Raw genomic sequence first — 314 nt, 5'->3', positions numbered from 1 at the left:
GTGGGCGTGACGAAGGACGGGGCGGAGATCTTCACGCTCTCGCCCGCGGGCCGCTTCCACCCCACTTTCGATACGAACTGAGACCGGCCGCACCGCGTGGCGCGCAGGCAGGGCGTCACCGTCGGGCTACGGGCCTCCCGAGCGCTCCGCCTCGGCCGCGCGCCACTCGGCGAGCAGCAGCGGCTCTCCCCGGTGGCTCGTCACGATATCGCCCATCAGCAGCGGCCCGGTCACCCTGCGTCGCGGGGCCGGGCGGTGCGGCGCCTCGCTCTCCGCACGGGCGCGGAAGAAAGCTGCCAGCGGCGTGGCGGCGG

General features: G+C 75.2%; 1 protein-coding gene. It reads right to left on the bottom strand.

Translation table 11 applies throughout. The annotated features are described in order from the left end of the window. Nucleotides 1–126 precede the first annotated feature (126 nt). The coding region (locus tag DRV84_RS15915; RefSeq protein WP_205026755.1) for a hypothetical protein at nucleotides 127–314 on the bottom strand (188 nt) is incomplete at its 5' end.

This window comes from Rhodosalinus sediminis, assembly GCF_003385555.1.
GTDB lineage: Bacteria > Pseudomonadota > Alphaproteobacteria > Rhodobacterales > Rhodobacteraceae > Rhodosalinus > Rhodosalinus sediminis.
Note: the sequence above shows the minus strand (reverse complement) of the source record. Positions and strands in the feature narration are given on the sequence as shown.